Below are 13,792 nucleotides of genomic sequence, written 5' to 3'. Positions count from 1 at the left end.
CGCCGGGCGTCATTGGCTCACGCGCATCGGCCCGTGAATGCGCCATGAAGCCGCGCTGGCAGGCGAAGTGGCGCGGCAGCCCTTTTTCAGCTTGCCTTCGGCAGCGCGCGCTGGCGGAAGACGGGGCGGAGGCGCACCGCCATCAGCAGGCAAGGCGGACGCGAGGCTGGCTGACCATGCTGATGGCGGTGCACGGACAGGCGACAGCTTCCGTCACGTCGTGCGTGACCATGGACGCGGCCAGCTGGCAGCGGGCCATTTCATCCAGCAGCAAGCGGTGCGGTGCATCCATCTGGCCTTTGAAAGCCTGTCCATGCTCTGGCTGCATGGGACAAAAGCCCGCAGGCGGACCTTGCTGACCACTTGCAGATAGTGAACAGTTTTTTAGCTGGCCAAGGCACAAAAAAAGCCTGCCAAGTGTTCTTGGCAGGCTTTTGTGGCCCCGGGCAAAGCCGAAGAGGAAAAGCAGCGGAGTCTGGAGGGGCCGCCACTCAAATAGCGGCTTGTGGCGGGTTGCCGTGGCTTGCGCCTGGCGTGGTGCTGATCGGCCACGCTCCCCCGCGCCCTGACTCCAGACAGGTGGCCTTATTCGGCGGTGGGTTGATCAGCCGCCGGTGCTGGCGCTGGCGCCTCGTCTTCGCTTTCACTGCTTGCCGCAGGCATGACCACCGTGACCAGCACGGGATCATTCTTGCCATGCAGAACAGGCTTGACGCCCTTGGGCAGAGCCACATCGCTCAGGTGCAAGGTGGCGCCGATTTCCAGCTTGGACAGATCGACCTCGATGGCTTCAGGCAGATCAGCGGGCAGGCACGAGATTTCGATTTCGGTCAGCACGGGGCTGATCAGCGCCTTGCCCAGCTTGACGGCGGGCGATTCTTCTTCGCCCTTGTAGTGCAGCGGCACTTTGGTGTGCAGGCGCGTCTTGGCCGACACGCGCTGGAAATCAACGTGCAGGATTTGCTGGCGCACGGGGTGCATTTGCAGATCGCGCAGCAGCACTTTGCTGGTCTGGCCGTTCAGCTCCATTTCCAGCACGGAGGCGTGGAAGGCTTCCTTTTTGACGGCTTGCCACAGCGCGTTGTGGTCCAGCTCGATCATTTGCGGCTGGGCTTCGCCGCCGTAAACAATGCCCGGCACCTTGCCGGCGTTGCGCAGGCGGCGGCTCGCACCCGTGCCTTGCGTGGATCGCTCAAAAGCGACAAATTTCATGTGTAACTCCTGTTTGAACCGTGCCGCGACCAGCCCGGTTCCGATGAAAAAAGGCCCGCACGCTGATGCCGTGCAGGCCCGCCTGGCCGTCTCCAGAATCAGAACAGGCCGTCCTGCTCCAGAAACAGACTCATGACCGATTCGCCGCGCGCAATGCGCTGCATGGTCTGCGCAAACAGCGGCGCGACCGAGAGCTGGCGAATCTTGTGGCACTGCGTGGCAGCGCCGGAAAGGGGGATGGTGTTGGTGACGACCACTTCATCCAGCGCCGTGCCGTTGGCGATGCGGTCAATGGCGGGGCCGGAAAAAATGGGGTGCGTGCAGTAGGCGTAAACCTTTTTCGCGCCGCGCTCTTTGAGCACTTCGGCGGCTTTGACGAGCGTGCCGGCGGTGTCGATCATGTCGTCCATGATGACGCAGTTGCGTCCGTCGATGTCGCCGATGATGTGCATGACTTCGCTCACATTGGCTTTTGGGCGGCGCTTGTCGATGATGGCCAGATCGCAGCCCAGCTGCTTGGCCAGCGCACGGGCGCGCACCACGCCGCCCACGTCAGGGCTGACGACCAGCAAATCGGTGTAGTTTTTCTGGCGCAAGTCGCCCAGCAGCACGGGCGAGGCGTAGATGTTGTCCACCGGAATGTCGAAAAAACCCTGGATCTGGTCCGCGTGCAGGTCCATCGTGAGCACGCTGGCCACGCCGACGGTTTGCAGCAGATTGGCCACCACCTTGGCGGAAATGGGCACGCGCGTGGAGCGCGGGCGGCGGTCTTGCCGCGCGTAGCCGAAGTAGGGGATGACGGCGGTGATGCTTTCGGCTGACGCGCGCTTGAGCGCGTCCACCATGATCAAAAGCTCCACCAGGTTTTCATTGGTGGGCGCGCAAGTGGGCTGCACGACAAAGACGTGGCGCCCGCGAATGTTTTGCTTGATTTCAACCGTGACTTCCCCGTCGGAGAAGCGGCCAACGGCGGCTGCGCCCAGGTTGATGCGGAGGTTGCTGGCGATTTCCTGCGCCAGCGCGGGGTTTGCGTTTCCGGCGAAAACCAGAAATTCGTTGGATGTGGAAGGCTGCATAAGCTGGCGCAGGATCAGTGGGACTTGTATGGCGCGCCGCGCAGCATGGCGCTTACCCAGAATGTTTGGCAGGGGAGGAAGGACTCGAACCCTCGCATGTCGGAATCAAAATCCGATGCCTTAACCAACTTGGCGACTCCCCTGCGCGGGATGATTCGCAATGAATCACCCTGAAATCTTGCCTGCCGCCCATCCGGCCAGCGGGTGGGCGGCAAGACTGCTGCATTCCTTCATCAGCCAGCCTTGCGGCGGCGTGATTAGGCCGCTTTGCCGCTCCTGATGAAGCGGCGCAAAAACAGCGCTGCCAGAGCCTGTCATCCGCGCATTCAGACCCGCAGATTGCAGCAGTTGAATGCCTTGGGTGACTTGCGGATTGAGCCGCTCGGCCACTGGCTGCAAATCGTTTTTGCCAAAGGCAAGCGGGCTTGCAGCGAAAGCGCGAACTATAGCAGGTTTCGTATTGCGCCGCAGCTCAGGCGAGCGAAAAATTTGCGCGGTATCCAGGCCGGCAGGCGGCTTGAGCACCACAAAGCGCGTGGGCGGCAGGTGAATGGCCTGCAGTTTTTCGCCCACGCCTTCGGCCCAGGCGTGGCGGCCAAAGAGGAAGAACGGCACGTCCGCACCCAGTTGCAGGCCGATGTGCGCCAGCGCCGCGCCATCCAGCCCCAGTTGCCAAAGGCGGTTGAGCGCCAGCAGCGCCGTGGCGGCGTCTGAAGAGCCGCCGCCCATGCCCGCTTGCGCGGGAATGCGTTTTTCAATGGCGATGTGCGCGCCTTGCGTGCAGCCGGTGGCCGCTTGCAGGGCGCGGGCGGCGCGCAGCGTCAGGTCATCGGCAGGCAGCGGCGCGCCAAGGTCTTCGCGGCTCAGGCAGCCACCGGCGCGCCTTTCAATGTGTAGGGTGTCGCACCAGTCGATGAGCGCAAAGGCCGATTGCAGCAGGTGATAGCCGTCAGGGCGGCGGCCCGTGACGTGCAAAAACAAATTGAGCTTGGCCGGCGCGGGCAGGTCGTGTAGCGAGTGCATGGCAGCGAGGGAGTTCTGGCATGAAAAATACCGCAGGGGCAAAGACCGATCAAATTTCCACCGGCCCGGCCAATGGCAAAAAAGCGTATTGATCGGCGGGCAATAAGCCTTGCGGCTTCGATGGCGCCGCATTGTTGTCCGCGCGGCTCTTTTCCCCAGCGCTGCGCTCGGGCATTCGGCATGGCGAACATGGAGTGCGGGCGGACCTATAAATTTCGCGGCTCCGCTTGAACCGCAACAAGAAAGAGCGGCTCGGCGCCGCACGCTTTCTGGAGCAATTGCCGTCAGGCCGTTCACCTCCGATGCGCTGCCCGGACCCCACACGCCATGAGCGACACATCCAAATCCTCCGCCCCCATCATTGCCGCCTCTGCGGCCGCCCTGCTGGCCCTCATTGCCTTGGCTTGGCTGTTGCCTTCACCCGCTGACTATGGCAAGTCTTTGCCCAGCGCTACGCAAGAGCTGGATATGGCCCGGCGCATTCAAAAGGTGGGCAGCATCCGGTTTGCGCAGGCCGCCAAAGGCCCGCGTGAGCCGCGCGCGGGCGAAGCTGTTTTCAAGGCGCAGTGCGCCGCCTGTCATGCCGCAGGCGTTTCTGGCGCACCCAGATTTGAAAATGGCAGCGAGTGGGCGCCGCGCATCTCGCAGGGCTTTGACGCGCTGGTCAGCGCGGCCGTCCACGGCAAAGGTGCCATGCCTGCCCAGGCGGGCGGTTCTGCGACCGAGCTGGAGGTGGCCCGCGCCGTTGCCTATATGGCCAATGCCGCTGGCGCCCAGTTTGAAGAGCCTGCCGCCCCCGCAGCCCAACAGGGCGAATAAGGACTTGCTCGCCGGTCTGCCAGCAAACGCAGACAGCGCAGGACGGGCCTTGCCAAGGCAAGAACGCCGGAACAAGCGCGCCCGCGCTTCGCGTTTACTTCAATTGGAATCCCTTCGCTTCAAGGCGGATCGAAGTTGGCGAAGCACTGGAGTATTTGCTCCCACATTAATAGCGCCATGTCCCAGTGGGATCTGCGCAGATAGGCACTCCAGGCACCTTTTATTTGCTCCTGTTTTTGATGTGGTTCGGCGGAGCAATCAGCCCAAAGGCGCGCTTCACCGCAGCAGATAGCTCCCGCCTAACAATAGATTAGGCAAAATGAATTGGAATAGTTGATAGTTTGCCTTGATAATTCAGCCCGTCGCCCAGCCAGGCGCGTTTTTCAGAACCTGTTCGCAGGCGTCCATCTCAACCTCTCAATTCAAGGAGCGTCTCATGTCCGTACTCAACACCGAAATCAAACCCTTCAAGGCCAGCGCCTACAAAAACGGCCAGTTCATCGAGCTGACCGAAGCCGATGTCAAAGGCAAGTGGGCCGTGTTCTTCTTCTACCCGGCCGATTTCACCTTCGTGTGCCCCACCGAGCTGGGCGACGTGGCCGACCACTACGCCGAATTCCAGAAGCTGGGCGTGGAGATTTACTCCGTCTCTACCGACACGCACTTCGTGCACAAGGCCTGGGCCGATGCGTCCGAGACCATCGGCAAGATCAAATACACCATGATTGGCGACCCCACGGGCACGATCACGCGCAACTTTGAAAACATGCGCGAAGACCAGGGCCTGGCCGATCGCGGCACCTTCATCGTCGATCCGCAAGGCGTGATTCAGGCCGTGGAAATCACCGCCGAAGGCATCGGCCGCGATGCGGGCGATTTGCTGCGCAAAGTCAAGGCTGCCCAATACGTGGCCGCGCACCCCGGCGAAGTCTGCCCCGCCAAGTGGAAAGAAGGCGAGCAAACGCTCAAGCCTTCGCTGGAGCTGGTCGGAAAAATCTGAACCGCTGCTGATGCCTCACGGCCTTCGGGCCGCTTCATGCAAACCGGGCCGGATGGCAGGCAAGGCGGGCGCGCGACCCGCTGGCCGTCCGGCTTTTTTTCGCCTGGCTGTTCTCCGGCAGTCGGCGCAAAGCTCCTTTTCCAGGAGCGAATTTGAGGGCCTGAAAACGGCTGTGGTCTCCGTGAAACGTGCGCAGGCAGCTATTAAATAAAGAGCGAATATCCATCGCCCATCAGTCCCATCGGATACGAAAGGAATCTTCATGCTTGACAAAGACATCTCCGCCCAGTTGCAGCAATACATGGGCATGCTGCGCCGCCCCTTCACCCTTACGGCCACGCTGGGCAGCGACGCCAAATCCGCCGAATTGCGCGAGCTGCTGGAGCAAGTGGCGGGCATGAGCGCGCACATCACGCTGCGCACCGATGGCAGCGACGCGCGCGCGCCTTCCTTCGCCCTCACGCGGCCCGACGGCCAGCAGCATCTGCGCTTTGCCGCCATTCCGCTGGGCCACGAATTCACCAGCCTGGTGCTGGCGCTGCTGTGGACGGGCGGGCACCCGCCCAAAGTGGCCGAAGACACGCTGGCGCAAATCAAGGCGCTGGAGCCGGCGCAAGACCTGAATTTCGAGGTTTACATGAGCCTGTCGTGCCACAACTGCCCCGACGTGGTGCAGGCGCTCTCGCTCATGGCCATCTTCAACCCGCGCGTTCGCGTGACGGTGATTGACGGCGCGCTGTTTCCCCAGGAAATCGAAGCGCGCGAAATCATGGGCGTGCCCGCCGTCTATCTGAACGGCCAGTTCTTCGCCAGCGGCCGCATGACGCTGGAAGAAATCCTGCAAAAAGTGGACACGGGCGCCGCCGCGCGCGACGCCGGAAAGCTCTCGTCCAAAGCGCCGTTTGACGTGCTGGTGATTGGCGGCGGCCCCGCTGGCGCCACGGCGGCCATTTACGCCGCGCGCAAAGGCATCCGCACCGGCCTGGTGGCCGAACGCTTTGGCGGCCAGGTGAACGACACGATGGAAATTGCCAACTACCCCGGCGTGCCCGAAACCAACGGCCCCGCCTGGGCCGCGCAGCTGGAGCAGCACGTGCGCAATTACGAGGTAGACCTCATCAGCGCCCAGCGCGTGGCCGAAGTCATTCCTGCCGCCCAGCCCGGCGGCCTGATCACCGTGCGGCTGGAAAACGGCGGCACGCTGCAAAGCCGCACGCTCATCGTGGCCACCGGCGCGCGCTGGCGCAACGTGAACGTGCCCGGCGAGCAGGAATACAAAACCAAAGGCGTGGCCTACTGCCCGCACTGCGACGGCCCGCTGTTCAAGGGCAAAGACGTGGCCGTCATCGGCGGCGGCAATTCCGGCGTGGAAGCGGCCATTGACCTGGCCGGCGTGGTGCGGCACGTCACCGTGCTCGAATACAACCCGGACCTGAAAGCCGACGCCGTGCTGGTCAGCAAACTCGAAAGCCTGCCCAACGTCACCATCCGTACCCATGCGCAAACCACCGAAATCACCGGCAGCCAGGGCAAAGTCAGCGGCCTGAGCTTCAAAAACCGCGACAGCGGCGCCAGCGAACACGTGGCGCTGCAAGGCGTGTTCGTGCAAATCGGCCTGGTGCCCAACACCGAATGGCTGGGCAGCGTGGTGCAGCGCAACCCGATGGGCGAAATCGTCATCGACGCCAAAGGCGCCACCAGCGCGCCCGGCATCTTCGCGGCGGGCGACTGCACCACCGTGCCCTACAAGCAAATCGTCGTCTCTGCCGGCGAAGGCGCCAAAGCCGCCCTGGGCGCGTTTGACTACCTCATCCGCACCCCTGCGGCACAGTGAGAGCCTGCCAAAGGCAAGCCAAAAGCCCGCGTCGGCGGGCTTTTTCATGGTGATTGGGTCCATGAAGGGCAACGCTGAATCTTTTGAATGCCTGCAAGCGCCTTGGAACGGTCTTGAGCGCTGAAAGCGCCGTGCCACAATCGCGCGCCATTGTCATGTTCACATTCATACACACTTTCTCGCGCTGTCTGCGCCGCTGGTGCGCGGGCGCGGCGGCAGGGCTGCTGGCTGGCGTGGCGCTGGCGCAGCCCGTGCCTGAGCCGCAGGCGGCGCATCAGGAATCCTTTCAGGCAGAAGCGCCGCCGGAGCCGCAACAGGCTTTGCCAGCGGCTCTGGACGAGGGCGAAGAAGCGCCCGTTCGCTTCGCGCCCATTGCCGCGCAGCCGCAGCCAGGCGAATCAGGCGAATCAGGCGCGCCGCAAGCGCAGGAGAGCGCCAGCCAGCCGCCAGGCGTTTTGCAGCCGCCTTCGCCCGACGCGCAGCAGATTTACCGCGCCGCGCGCGACAAGCTGGTGCAAATCCGCTCGCTGCGGCGCGCCACCCGCACGCAAAGCAGCATTGGCTCCGGCTCGTATGTGGATGCGTCGGGGCTGATCCTGACCAATTTCCACGTCATCAGCGATCTGGCGCTGGAGCCGGACAGCCACCGGGGCGTGAGCGTGAACGTGAATGGCCAGGAAGCCGAAGTGGCCTTGCTGGCTTTTGATGTGCTGCATGATCTGGCCGTGCTGCGCCCCGTGCAGCCGCCCGCCGACCCCGTGCCTGCCTTGCAGCTGCGCCCGCAAGGCGAGCCGCTGGAGCAGGGCGAACGCATCTATTCGCTGGGCAACCCGCTGGATGTGGGTTTTGCCATCACCGAGGGCAATTACAACGGGCTGGTGCAGCGCAGCTTTTATCCGCGCATCTTCTTTGGCGGCGCGCTCAACCCCGGCATGAGCGGCGGCCCGGCGCTGGACGCGCGCGGCCGCGTGATTGGCGTGAACGTGGCCAAGCGGCTGGACGCCGAGCAGGTGAGCTTTCTCGTGCCCGCCGAGTTCGCGCGCGCCTTGCTGGACAAGGCGCGCCAGGCCGCTCCCATGCAGGGCGCGGCCCATGAGGAAATGGCGCGCCAGCTGCTGGAGCACCAGCAGACGCTGATGGAGCGCCTCATGGCCTCCACGGCGCGCAGCGAGCGCTACGGCCGCTACACCGTGCCGCTGCCCGCCGAAAGCCTGTCGCGCTGCTGGGGCAATGGGCAGGAGCACGAGCCGCGCGCCCTGTTCACGTACGAGCGCAGCGAATGCCGCATAGACAGCAGCGTGTTCACGGGCGATACCGGAGAGGTGGGCGGCATCCAGCTGCGCTACGAGGCGTACGACGCGCCGCGCATACGCGAGCTGGCCTTCGCCTATCAGTATTCGGCCAGCTTCGCCAATGAACCGCTGCCGCAAAACGGCGACGCCCGCCGCAGTGCGGCCGAATGCCGGCAGGACTTCGTTCAGCTCAAGGGCATGCCCGCCCGCGTGGTGCTGTGCATGCGCGCCTACCGCAAGCTGACGGGGCTGTATGACCTCACCGTGCTGGTTGCCAGCGTCAATCAGCCCAAAAGCAGCGTGCTGGGGCGCATGGATGCCGCCGGCCTGTCCTTTGACAACGCCTTGCTGCTGTCGCGCCACTTTCTGGATGGCTTTGCCTGGCAGGCCGATGCCCAGGCCAGCGCGCAAGAGGGGGCCGCGCCATGACCGCCGCCGCGCCTGTGGAACCCGTTCTGTCGCGCGATCTGCCGCAGGACACATCGCCCGGCCTGCCGCCGCTGCCCAAAGCTGCGCCGGCTGCCCGCGCGCTGGCCGTGCTGGAAGTCAGCGAGCGCGGCCGCCATCTGGCGCAGGCTGTGCCCATCATGCGCTGGCCCTGCACGCTGGGCCGCGCCGTCCATGCCGATGCCGTGCTGACCGATCCGGCGCTGGCTGCCGAACATCTGCGCCTGGGCGTGGACGAAGCGGGCCGCGTGCACGTGCGGGTGCTGGACCGCGTCAATGGCGTCTGGCTGGGCCGCCGCCACATGCGCGGCGGGCAGTCCTTCATCTGGGAGCCGGGCGCGGCGCTGGCCGTGGGCCGCACCCAGCTCATGCTGCGGCTGGCCAGCGCCGAGCCGCCCCCGCCCCAGCCCTGGCGGCCCGCATCGCGGCGGGGCCTGGCCGTCACGGTGCTGGCCGTGGCCGCGCTGCTGGGCTGGGTGGCGGTTGAAACGCTGCTGCGCATGAACACGGCGGGCAATGTCGCGGGCCGCATCCTGTCGGAAAGCCTGGGCGTCTTTCTGCCGCTGCTGGCGTGGGTGCTGCTGTGGATGATGGCCAGCAAGCTCTTCGCGGGCTTTGCCATGTTTGGCCGCCATCTGCGCATTGCGGCTCTGGGGCTGCTGGCTTTTGGCGGCATCGGGGCTGCGCTGCACGCAGGCGCCTTTGCCTTTTCGTGGCCTGCGCTGGCGCGCTTTGACCGCAGCCTGGCCTATGCCGTGCTGGCGGCCACCGTGTGGCGGCACCTGTGCGCGGCCACGCCGCTGTCGCGCCGTCTGCTGGCGGGCGGCATGGCCTGCCTGCTGCTGGCGGCCCTGGGCCTGCAACTGGGCTTGCAGTGGCAGTCGCACAAGCGGCTGGGGCAGGGCACGCTCTATCTGTCGCACCTGTATCCGCCCTCCTGGCGGCTGGCTCCCGCGCAGCCGCTGGATGACTTCCTGACGGGCGTGCAGGCGCTCAGGCCCGCCCTGGCCGGGCGCGTGACCGAGCAGGACGAGCACGAAGACAGCGAGCTGGATGAATAAGCCCGCAAGCGCCGCCGCCCTGCAGGAAGCTTCGCGCCTGGCCAGCCAGGGCCGCCTGCCGCAGGCCGCGCAGCTGCTGCGCCAGCACCTGCAAGCGCAACCGGGCGACGCGCTGGCCTGGCAGATGCTGGGCCTGATGCACCTCATGTCCAGTCAATGGCCCGACGCGGTCAGCGCCCTGGAGCAATCGGCCGCGCTCAACGGGAAAGACGCTCGCACTTGGGCCATGCTGGGCGTGGCCTGTAGCCAGCAGGGGCGCGTGCAGCAGGCCATCAGCCACTTTGACGCCGCCGTGGCGCTGGCTCCGGCGGATGCCGCCCTGTGGTGCGACCGGGGCCGCGCGCTGCATGCCGCCCAGCGGCTGGAGGAAGCGCTGGCCAGCGCCGACCGCGCCCTCTCGCTCAATCCGGCGCAGCCTGCCGCCTGGCTGCTGCGCGGCAATACGCTGCGCGATCTGCGGCGTCTGCCCGAGGCGGTGCAAAGCCTGCAACAGGCCGCGCGGCTGGCGCCTGCCGACGCCCTTCACTGGCACGCGCTGGCGGCGGCGCTGGAAGACGGGCGGCAGTTCGAGAACACCCTGGCCTGTGCCCGGCGCGGCCTGGCCGTGGCGCCACGGCACAGCGGCCTGTGGGTCAGCCGTGGCAATGCCGAAATGGCGCTGGATCAGCCGCAGCCCGCTGCCGCCAGCTACGAACAGGCTTGCCAGTGCGATCCGGGCAACGCGGACGCGTGGGTGGGCCGCTCGCGCGCGCTGTTCAAGCTGGGCGAAGACGAACAGGCGCTGGACTGCCTGGAAAAAGGCGTGGCGCTGGATGACAAGCCGCCCTTTCTGGCGGAGCTAATGCGCTACAGGCAAAAGCAGGCCCGCTGGGACGATCTGCCCGCGCTCTGGGCGCGCGTTCTGGCGCAGCTGGATGAGCACAACGCCTACAGCATGGCTTTTCCCATGCTGGCGCATCCGGGCGCCACGGGCGCCGATTTGCTGCGCAGCGCGCGCGCCTGCGTGGCGGCCGAGCGCGCCAAGCTGCCCCGTCCGCTGCCCGCGCGCCCCGCGCCAGAAGCTCCCGCCGCAGGGCGCCCTTTGCGGGTGGGTTATCTCTCGGGCGATTTGCGCGATCACGCCGTTTCCTACCTGCTGGCGGGCGTGTTCGAGGCGCACGATCGCAGCGCCTTTCGCGTCATCGGCATCGACGCCAGCGCCAAAGCCGTATCTGACACGCCCATGCGCCAGCGCGTGCTGGCCGCCTTTGACGAATACGTCGCCCTGGGCCGCTGCACGCCCGAGGAGGCCGCCAATCGCATTCGCGCGCTGCGGCTGGATGTGCTGATCGACCTCATGGGCGCCACGGGCGACGGCCAGGCGGGCGTGCCGCTGCTGCGCCCTGCGCCGCTGCAAGTGGCCTGGCTGGGCTTTCCCGGCACCAGCGGCATGGATGAAATCGACTACATCCTGGCCGACCGCCACGTGGCCCCGCCCGGCAGCGAAGGCGAATTCAGCGAATGCGTCGTGCGCTTGCCCGACACCTTCCAGCCCAATGACAGCCAGCGTGTCATCAGCCCTGTCACGCCTACGCGCGCCAGCCAGGGCTTGCCGGCGAGCGGCTTCGTCTTTTGCTGCCACAACAACACCTACAAAATTCTGCCGGGCATGTTCGACATCTGGATGCGCTTGCTGCACGCCGTGCCCGGCAGCGTGCTCTGGCTTGTCAATGACGGCGAATATGCCCGCGCCAATTTGCGCGAGCAGGCCGCGCGGCGCGGTATCGCTGCGGATCGGCTCGTCTTTGCCGAGCGCTGCGACTACCCTGACTACCTGGCCCGCTACCGCCTGGCCGACCTGTTTTTGGACACCCTGCCTTTCAATGCCGGCACGACTGCCAGCGATGCCCTCTGGGCTGGCTTGCCCGTGCTCACGCAAACGGGCCGCAGCTTCGCAGGCCGCATGGCCGCCAGCCTGCTGCACGCCGTGGGCCTGCCCGAACTCGTCACGCAAACGGCCGATGAATACGAGGCCCTGGCCTTGCGCCTGGCCACGCATGCGCAGGAGCTGGCCGCCTTGCGCCAGCGCCTGAACCAGCAGGGCCGCGCCAGCGCGCTGTTTGACACCGCGCGCTTGACGCGCCATCTGGAGCAGGCGCTGCTGACCATGTGCCAGCGCCAGCAGCAAGGGCTGCCGCCGCAGGGCTTTGACGTGCCTGCGCTGCCTGCGGCATGACGGCGGGCGCGGGCGCCGCCATTTCGCCCGCTTTCATTCCTTTGCCTTATTTCGCTCCTTGTTTGATAGCGCGATGTCCTAGTGGAAACTGCGCAGATGCCTTTTTCCGCGCCTTGTATTTGCTCCTCTTTCTTCAATTCAAAAAGAGGCGCAGAGGCGCGACTGGAGACCGGCTCCCCGTTGCCGCGCGCTGCGGGCGCAAGCAAAAAGCGGGCCGCGCGGCCCGCTTTTTTCGCAAGCGGCCTGGCTGCGGTTCAGCCGGGCTGCCCGTCCGGCGTCTGGCTTGGCGCAGCGTCCGCCTCGCCCGGCTCCTGCGCGCGGGGCTTGAACAGCGCCGCCACCTGCCGCCGGGGCTTGATGTTGGGCGAGAGCAGGCCGGGCCGGGCGATGGCCGGGGCGCTGCGGGCGGCTTTTTCCCAGGCGGGCAATTCGGCGGCTTCGCCCTGCGCGGCAGGCTCGTAGGGCTGGTCGAAAAAGGGGTCTGGCGGCTGGCCTGGCAACTGGCGCGTGGCATAGACGCTGTCGCGCGCGCTGGCATCAGAGCGGCCGGCTGAACGGCCGTCCCTGCGGTCGCGGAAATCGCGCCGCCCACGGTCTTCGCGCCCTTCCCGCCGCTCGCCGCCGGGCAGTGCCAGCGGCTGCACTTGCGCTTTTTTCTTGATGAGCTTTTCCACCTCGGCCACCAGCCGCGCGTCGCCTGGGGCCACCAGCGTGACGGCCAGCCCCGAAGCGCCCGCGCGGCCCGTGCGGCCAATGCGGTGCACATAGTCTTCGGCGTTGAAAGGCACGTCGTAATTGAAGACGGCGGGCACGTCCTTGATGTCCAGCCCGCGCGCGGCCACGTCGGTGCAGACCAGCAAATCGACTTCTCCGGCCTTGAAGGCCTCCAGCGCCTTCAGGCGCTCGTCCTGGCTTTTGTCGCCGTGCAGGGCAGCGCAGCGCAGGCCGTCGCGCTCCAGCGCGCGCGTCAGGCGCGCGCAGCCCAGCTTGCTGTTGGTGAAGATGAAGGCCTGGCGCAAATCGCGCTCTTTGAGAATGTGGCGCACGGCGCGGCGCTTGTCGTCGCCGTCCACGCTGAAAAAAAGCTGCTCGACCGTGGCCGCCGTTTCGTTGGGGCGGGCCGCTTCAATGGCGACGGGCTGGTGCAGGTAGCTTTCGGCCAGCCGCCGGATTTCAGGCGAGAAGGTGGCCGAAAACAGCAGCGTGGTGCGGCTTTTGGGCAGGTGGCTGAGGATGCGCTGCAAGTCGGGCAGAAAGCCGATGTCCAGCATGCGGTCGGCCTCGTCCAGCACCACGTATTCCACCTGGCCGAGCACGGCGTTTTTGGCTTCGATGTGATCGAGCAGGCGGCCCGGCGTGGCCACCAGCACTTCAACGCCTTTTTTCAGCTCGGCGGTTTGCGGCTTCATGTCCACGCCGCCAAAGACGACGGCGCTGCGCAAGTGCGTGTATTTGGCATACAGGGCAATTTGCTGCGCCACCTGGTCGGCCAGCTCGCGCGTGGGCAGCAGCACCAGCGCGCGCACGGGGTGGCGCGCGGGCGAGGCGGAGGTGTTTTCGTGCTTGAGCAGCCTTTGCAGCAGCGGCAGCGAGAAGGCCGCCGTTTTGCCCGTGCCGGTTTGAGCCGCGCCCATCACGTCTTGCCCGGCCAGCACCACGGGAATGGCTTGCGCCTGGATGGGGGTCATGTTTTCGTAGCCCATCTCGGCCACGGCGCGCTTGAGCGGCTCGGCAAGCGCCAGTGTTGAATAAGCGGTGGTCATTTGGGGCGGCATTCTCGCACTGCGTGCCGGGCCAATGCGGCAGCGCGGCC

The 13,792-nt window shown here is 66.0% G+C and carries 12 protein-coding genes and 1 tRNA gene; 6 read left to right on the top strand and 7 right to left on the bottom strand.

The features are described from left to right. Window positions 1-142: 142 nt before the first annotated feature. The 6 genes from QB898_RS01445 to QB898_RS01420 form a co-directional block, all read right to left on the bottom strand. Entirely contained in the window at window positions 143-292 is a 150-nt protein-coding gene (locus QB898_RS01445; RefSeq protein ID WP_279523513.1) for a hypothetical protein, read from the bottom strand. A 293-nt stretch (window positions 293-585) separates the two neighbouring features. After that, window positions 586-1,212: a 50S ribosomal protein L25/general stress protein Ctc gene (locus tag QB898_RS01440; protein WP_279523512.1), complete on the bottom strand. Its 627-nt coding sequence runs from the start codon at window positions 1,210-1,212 to the stop codon at window positions 586-588. A 98-nt stretch (window positions 1,213-1,310) separates the two neighbouring features. After that, a complete protein-coding gene (locus QB898_RS01435) occupies window positions 1,311-2,288 on the bottom strand; it encodes a ribose-phosphate pyrophosphokinase (protein WP_050715458.1) in 978 nt (325 codons plus the stop codon). 66 nt (window positions 2,289-2,354) lie between these two features. Continuing rightward, window positions 2,355-2,431: transfer RNA gene (locus QB898_RS01430), tRNA-Gln, on the bottom strand. 22 nt (window positions 2,432-2,453) lie between these two features. Beyond that, window positions 2,454-3,311 (bottom strand): 4-(cytidine 5'-diphospho)-2-C-methyl-D-erythritol kinase, encoded by an 858-nt coding sequence (gene ispE, locus QB898_RS01425; RefSeq protein WP_279523511.1) that lies wholly within the window; start codon window positions 3,309-3,311, stop codon window positions 2,454-2,456. 49 nt (window positions 3,312-3,360) lie between these two features. Further along, on the bottom strand, window positions 3,361-3,486 hold the full coding sequence (locus QB898_RS01420; protein WP_279523510.1) for a hypothetical protein: 126 nt from the start codon (window positions 3,484-3,486) through the stop codon (window positions 3,361-3,363). A 152-nt stretch (window positions 3,487-3,638) separates the two neighbouring features. Here QB898_RS01420 and QB898_RS01415 point away from each other — a divergent pair, with 152 nt between their 5' ends. The 6 genes from QB898_RS01415 to QB898_RS01390 all read left to right on the top strand — a co-directional run bounded on the left by QB898_RS01415 (window position 3,639) and on the right by QB898_RS01390 (window position 11,979). Beyond that, window positions 3,639-4,130, top strand: coding sequence for a c-type cytochrome (locus QB898_RS01415; RefSeq protein ID WP_050715460.1), 492 nt, complete (start codon window positions 3,639-3,641; stop codon window positions 4,128-4,130). Between the two features lie 436 nt (window positions 4,131-4,566). Then, window positions 4,567-5,130: an alkyl hydroperoxide reductase subunit C gene (gene ahpC, locus QB898_RS01410; RefSeq protein ID WP_050715461.1), complete on the top strand. Its 564-nt coding sequence runs from the start codon at window positions 4,567-4,569 to the stop codon at window positions 5,128-5,130. 262 nt (window positions 5,131-5,392) lie between these two features. Beyond that, a complete protein-coding gene (gene ahpF, locus QB898_RS01405) occupies window positions 5,393-6,964 on the top strand; it encodes an alkyl hydroperoxide reductase subunit F (protein ID WP_279523509.1) in 1,572 nt (523 codons plus the stop codon). Between the two features lie 155 nt (window positions 6,965-7,119). Next, a complete protein-coding gene (locus tag QB898_RS01400; RefSeq protein ID WP_279523508.1) occupies window positions 7,120-8,685 on the top strand; it encodes a S1 family peptidase in 1,566 nt (521 codons plus the stop codon). Then, window positions 8,682-9,764 carry an FHA domain-containing protein gene (locus QB898_RS01395; RefSeq protein WP_279523507.1) on the top strand — a complete coding sequence of 361 codons (1,083 nt, stop codon included), beginning with the start codon at window positions 8,682-8,684 and terminating at the stop codon, window positions 9,762-9,764. The genes QB898_RS01400 and QB898_RS01395 overlap by 4 nt, the downstream gene beginning before the upstream one ends. Next, window positions 9,757-11,979: an O-linked N-acetylglucosamine transferase, SPINDLY family protein gene (locus tag QB898_RS01390; RefSeq protein WP_279523506.1), complete on the top strand. Its 2,223-nt coding sequence runs from the start codon at window positions 9,757-9,759 to the stop codon at window positions 11,977-11,979. Before QB898_RS01395 ends, QB898_RS01390 begins: the two co-directional genes overlap by 8 nt. Before the next feature lie 254 nt (window positions 11,980-12,233). On the opposite strand, the gene QB898_RS01385 is transcribed toward QB898_RS01390, so the two are convergent. Further along, complete coding sequence (locus QB898_RS01385; protein ID WP_279523632.1) at window positions 12,234-13,742, bottom strand: DEAD/DEAH box helicase; 1,509 nt, start codon at window positions 13,740-13,742, stop codon at window positions 12,234-12,236. Between the last annotated feature and the right edge of the window lie 50 nt (window positions 13,743-13,792).

The sequence above is a fragment of the Ottowia cancrivicina genome (genome assembly GCF_029813755.1).
Lineage (GTDB): Bacteria > Pseudomonadota > Gammaproteobacteria > Burkholderiales > Burkholderiaceae_C > Ottowia > Ottowia massiliensis.
Note: the sequence above shows the minus strand (reverse complement) of the source record. Positions and strands in the feature narration are given on the sequence as shown.